General features: G+C 65.5%; 3 protein-coding genes and 2 pseudogenes (1 of these 5 running past the window's edge). All 5 read right to left on the reverse strand.

Annotated elements, in window-relative coordinates:
- Window positions 1-702, reverse strand: a pseudogene (whiA, locus tag K728_RS18230) (DNA-binding protein WhiA) (it extends 275 nt beyond the left edge of the window).
- A gap of 19 nt (window positions 703-721) precedes the next feature.
- Window positions 722-1,753 (reverse strand): gluconeogenesis factor YvcK family protein, encoded by a 1,032-nt coding sequence (locus K728_RS0102635; protein ID WP_019483788.1) that lies wholly within the window; start codon window positions 1,751-1,753, stop codon window positions 722-724.
- A complete protein-coding gene (rapZ, locus tag K728_RS0102640; protein ID WP_024475750.1) occupies window positions 1,753-2,655 on the reverse strand; it encodes an RNase adapter RapZ in 903 nt (300 codons plus the stop codon). Before rapZ ends, K728_RS0102635 begins: the two co-directional genes overlap by 1 nt.
- 63 nt (window positions 2,656-2,718) lie before the next feature.
- Window positions 2,719-4,806: an excinuclease ABC subunit UvrC gene (gene uvrC / locus K728_RS0102645; protein ID WP_024475751.1), complete on the reverse strand. Its 2,088-nt coding sequence runs from the start codon at window positions 4,804-4,806 to the stop codon at window positions 2,719-2,721.
- A pseudogene (locus K728_RS22985) lies at window positions 4,806-5,047 on the reverse strand (1-acyl-sn-glycerol-3-phosphate acyltransferase); the annotation flags it as partial. The gene uvrC and the pseudogene K728_RS22985, both read right to left, overlap by 1 nt.

Here is a 5,047-nt window from a genome sequence, read left to right on the forward strand (position 1 = left end):
CCGCCGCAGGTTGGCGTCGTCGAAGTTCGCCAGGCGGTTGGCGGTGGCCCGGACCTCCTTGCGCATCCGGCGTTCCTCCCAGACCATAAGCGCGTCATGGGCACCCATGCGGGTCAGCAGAGCGGCGATGGTGTCTCCGTCCCGGATCACCACCCGGTCCACTCCCCTGACCTCGCGTGCCTTGGCTGCGATGCCCAGGCGGCGTGCGGCACCCACCAGGGCCAGCGCGGATTCGGGGCCCGGGCAGGTGACCTCCAGGGACGAGGAGCGGCCCGGTTCGGTGAGCGAGCCGTGCGCCAGGAACGCGCCCCGCCAGACCGCTTCGGCGTCGGCAGTTGATCCGTTGACAACCGCCGAGGGCAAACCACGCACGGGTCGGCCCCGGTTGTCGAGCAGCCCGGTTTGCCGGGCGAGGGATTCGCCGTCGCGCACCACCCGCACCACATAGCGGTTGCCGCGACGCAGGCCGCCGCCGGAGACCACGATGATTTCGCTGTTGTGCCCGTACACCTCGGCGATGGTGGTGCGCAGCCGCCGGGCCGTAGAAGCAAGGTCAACCTCGGCTTCGATGACAATTCGGCCAGAGATGATGTGCAGGCCGCCAGCAAAACGCAGCAGAGCCGACACCTCGGCTTTGCGAACCGATGACTTCTTGACAGAGAGGTGCGACAGCTCCTCTTTTACGTCCGCAGTCAGCGCCACAAATACAACCTCAGATCGATTAGTTTTCACCAAACATGTCATGAAACGCAGTCGCGAGACGCAGGGGATCATGAACAGGTTTGCCCGTTGAAGAACCTACCTTACCCAACACTGCGCGGCCTCCCATCTCGGCGACGGCGGCCACGAACTCGTCGCGGTTGCCAATGACCGTCGGGTCGGCGATGACAACGTCGACCGTGAACTCGGGGGCGTACCGCCTGATGACCTCAAGGTGGTCCACCGCTGACATGCCGACGGTTTCCTTCGTCTCATTGCTGAGATTCATGGTCAGGCACCGCTTGGCGGTGGTGCTGCACAGGGCTTCCCGGAGTTCGGGCAGGAGCAGGTGTGGGAGGACGGAGGTGTACCAGGAGCCGGGCCCGAGAATTACCCAGTCGGCCAGTTCGACCGCGGTGAGCGCGTCAACGCAGGCTGGCGCACCGGCAGGGAGCAACCGGACATTATTGACGTTTCCGGCGCTGCCCGCCACTGCCAGCTGGGACTGGCCGCTGACGGTGCGCAACCGCAGTGAACCGTCCACCTCCGAGAGCACATCGCCTTCGATGGTCAGCGGCACACTCGCCATCGGCAAGACCCGCCCCCGGGCCCCGAGCAGTGCACCAGCCCATTGCAGGCCCGCCACCGGGTCCCCGAGGAGTTCCCACAGGGTGACGATCAACAGGTTGCCCAGGGCATGGTTGTCGAGGGATCCATCGGCGCCGTGCTTGGAGGTGAACCGGTGCTGCATGACGTCCCGCCAGGTTCGGCCCCAGTCGGTGTCATCGCAGAGGGCGGCCAGAGCCATCCGGAGATCGCCGGGCGGCAGCACCCCCAGTTCCTCGCGCAGCTTGCCGGAGGAGCCGCCGTCGTCGGCCACTGTGACCACCGCGGTGAGTTCCGAGGTGAGCAGGCGGAGCGCCGAGAGCGACGACGACAGCCCATGGCCGCCGCCGAGGGCAACCACCGAGGGCGCGTTGTCCTGCGGACCCGACCCGCGTCGGTTGGCGGCCGCCGCCGGCAGCATGGGAAGCGACCCGGTGAGCAGCGCCACTATTCCCTACCCAGATCGCGGTGGTGGGCTGTGACCTGCAGCCGGGGTTGTTGCGCCAGCCGCTTCGCGATCTCTTCGGTCACGGCCACCGACCGGTGCTTTCCACCGGTGCAGCCGATGGCGATGGTGGCGTAGTGCTTATTCTCGCGCCGGTAGCCCTCAAGCACGGGTTCGAGGGCGTGGACAAACCGGTCCACGAAGTCCGCTGCACCGGTGGCACCCAGCACATAGTCGCTCACAGGCTGGTCGAGCCCGGTCTGGGGCCTGAGAGCCGGCACCCAGTGCGGGTTCGGAATGAACCTCACATCGGCCACGTAGTTCGCGTCGACGGGCAGGCCGTATTTGAAGCCGAAACTCATCACATTGATCCGCAGGACGATTGGGCCGGACTCGGAGAAAAGTTCGGTGATCGTGGTGGCGAGGGCGTGCACGTTCAGTTCCGACGTGTCAACCACCAGGTCGGATGCCTCCCGGAGCTGCTTGAGCACCTCACGTTCGGCGGCAATCCCGTCGAGGATCCGCCCCTCGTCCTGGAGAGGGTGGGGCCGGCGCCCCTGCTCGAACCGGCGGACCAGTGTGTCATCGGCAGCGTCAAGAAAGAGGACCCGGTAGTTGACGCCCGAGATCCGCAGGGCCTCGAGGGAGCCGCGAATGTCATGGAACAGCTCCTGGCTGCGGACGTCGACGACGACGGCGAGCTTGGGAATGGATTGCGGCATCCGCGCGACCAGGTCGGTCAGGGTGCTCAGCATCTGTGGGGGAAGATTTTCCACCACATACCAGCCGTGATCCTCCAGCGCGTTGGCGGCGGTGCTCCTGCCAGCGCCGGACATTCCGGTCACCACCAGCAGCTCCGATTCGTCAGGCTTGATCGGAGTAAGGCTGTCGTCGCCCTCAGTCATTGCGTGTTTCCATCCTGGCTGTTAATCATGGCTCAAACAGATCTTCCCCACCCTCTACCCTAGCTAAGAATCGAGGATTTCGCCGGTGGCCATATTCACCGCTGGTGCGACTGCCGCCGTCGAGCCGTCGGTGGCGGCCAGTGCAAGAGTGCGCTGCAATGTTTCGGCAAGGGACGGCCCCACTCCCGGCACCGCCTGCAGCTCTGCAAGGGAGGCGGCACGAATTTTTTTGACCGACCCGAAGTGCGCCAGCAGCGATTTTTTCTTCGACGGACCGAGACCGGGAACCGAGTCGAGTGCTGAGGCGGTCATCGACTTGCCCCGCTTTTGCCGGTGGAAGGCGATAGCGAATCGGTGCGCCTCGTCCCGGATGCGCTGCAGCAGGAACAGGCCCTCCGAGGCGCGCGGCAGGATCACCGGGAAGTCGCTGTCGGGCAGCCAGACCTCTTCAAGGCGTTTAGCCAACCCGATCACGAAGACGTCGTCGATGCCCAGGTCTTTCAACGCACGGGCGGCCGCATGGACCTGCGGCTGGCCACCGTCGACCACCACCAGGTTCGGTGGGTAGGCGAATTTCTGTCTGGTCGTGGCAGTGGTGGTGTCGGCGCGTGGCACGGTGGCGCTGCCACTGTTGTTTCCGGCGTTGTTGCCGTCGTTGACGCCGTCGTTGTTGTTGCCGCTGCCGCTGCCGCTGCTGTTGCCACCGCCGTCGTCCTCGGAGTTCATGCCCTGCGGCACCGGACCGGTCTTCTCGGCGAGGTAGTTGCGGAAGCGGCGCTGGATCACGTCGTACATCGAGGCAGTGTCGTCGCGGGCGGCGTCGCCGGTGATGGAGAACCTGCGGTAGTCGGCCTTGCGGGGCAGCCCGTCCTCGACGACGACCATCGACGCGACCACGTTGGTGCCCTGGACGTGGGAAATGTCGAAACATTCGATCCGCATCAGGGGTTGCGGCAGGTCGAGGGCCTCCTGTAGTTCCTGAAGGGCCGCGGAGCGGGTGGTGAGGTCACCTGCCCGCCGGCTCTTGTGGAGTCGGAGGGCGTCGGCAGCGTTTTGTTCGACGGTGCCGAGCAGGGTTGCCTTGTCGCCGCGGCGGGGAACCCGCAGGTCCACCCGGGCGCCGCGGAGGCCGGCGAGCCAGACGGACATCTCGTCGGCGTTGCTGGGCAGCTCGGGGACGAGCACTTCGCGGGGGATCTGGTTGTTGCTGCTGCTGCCGTCGCCGTAGACCTGCTGCAGCAGGTGCTCCACCAGATCGGCGGTGCCCATGTCCTCGACCTTCTCCACCATCCAGCCGCGCTGGCCGCGGATCCGGCCACCGCGGACGTGGAACACCTGGACGGCGGCCTCCAGCTCGTCTTCCTTCAGAGCGAATATGTCGGCGTCGGTGTCCTCGGACAGGACCACGGTGTTGCGCTCGAACACCCGTTTCAGGGCGGCAATGTCGTCCCGGGTCCGTGCTGCGGATTCGTAATCGAGCTCGGCGACGGCGGCGGCCATCCGCTTTTCCAGGTCCACGATGAACCGGGTGGCCTGGCCGCCCATGAAGTCACAGAACTGTGCCGCGAGGTCGCGGTGCTCCTCGGGACTGATCCGGCCGACGCAGGGGGCCGAGCACTTGTCGATGTACCCGAGAAGACAGGGACGGCCGGTGCGTTCGGCACGCTTGAACACGCCGCTGCTGCAGGTACGGACCGGAAAGACGCGCAGGAGGGTGTCAACGGTTTCCCGGATTGCCTTGGCCGGGTAGAAGGGTCCGAAATATCTGGTGTCCTTCCTGCGGTCGCCACGCATCACCTGGACCCGGGGATACTTCTCCCCCATCGTGACGGCGAGGTAGGGATAGGACTTGTCGTCGCGGAACATGACGTTGAACCGGGGGTTGAACTCTTTGATCCAGGTGTACTCAAGCTGGAGCGCTTCGAGCTCGCTGCCGACGACGGTCCATTCCACACTCGCGGCAGTGAACACCATCGCCCGGGTCCGGGGCAGCAGGCCCTGCGGGTTGGCGAAGTAGGAGTTCAGCCTGGAGCGGAGGTTTTTGGCTTTGCCAACATAGACCACCCGGGAATGTTCGTCCCTGAACCGGTAGACACCCGGGTCGACCGGGATTTCACCGGTTTGGGGCCGGTAGCTACGGGGATCGGCCATTATTCAAGCACCGGACTCTGGTTGTAGCTGGTGGAGCGCTGCTGACCGCTGAGCGCCGCGATCGCGTCCATGATGGTGTCGGTGACCTGTCGGCGTGCGGGCAGTGAGTGTCCCGGTCCGGTTTTCTCGAAGTACAGGGGCGTGCCGATCTTCATGGTGAAGTGTTGGGGTTTGATGCGTTTCTGGCCTGCTGGCTGCAGATTCTCGGTGCCGATCAACCCGACGGGTAGCACCGGCGCGC

Origin of the sequence: Arthrobacter sp. CAL618 (assembly GCF_000468215.1) — a bacterium.
Lineage (GTDB): Bacteria > Actinomycetota > Actinomycetes > Actinomycetales > Micrococcaceae > Arthrobacter_D.

Bases quoted from the DNA above. Each gene is read 5' to 3' on its own strand.
- uvrC (WP_024475751.1), bottom strand. From the start codon at position 4,806: ATGGCCGATCCCCGTAGCTACCGGCCCCAAACCGGTGAAATCCCGGTC.
- rapZ (WP_024475750.1), bottom strand. From the start codon at position 2,655: ATGACTGAGGGCGACGACAGCCTTACTCCGATCAAGCCTGACGAATCG.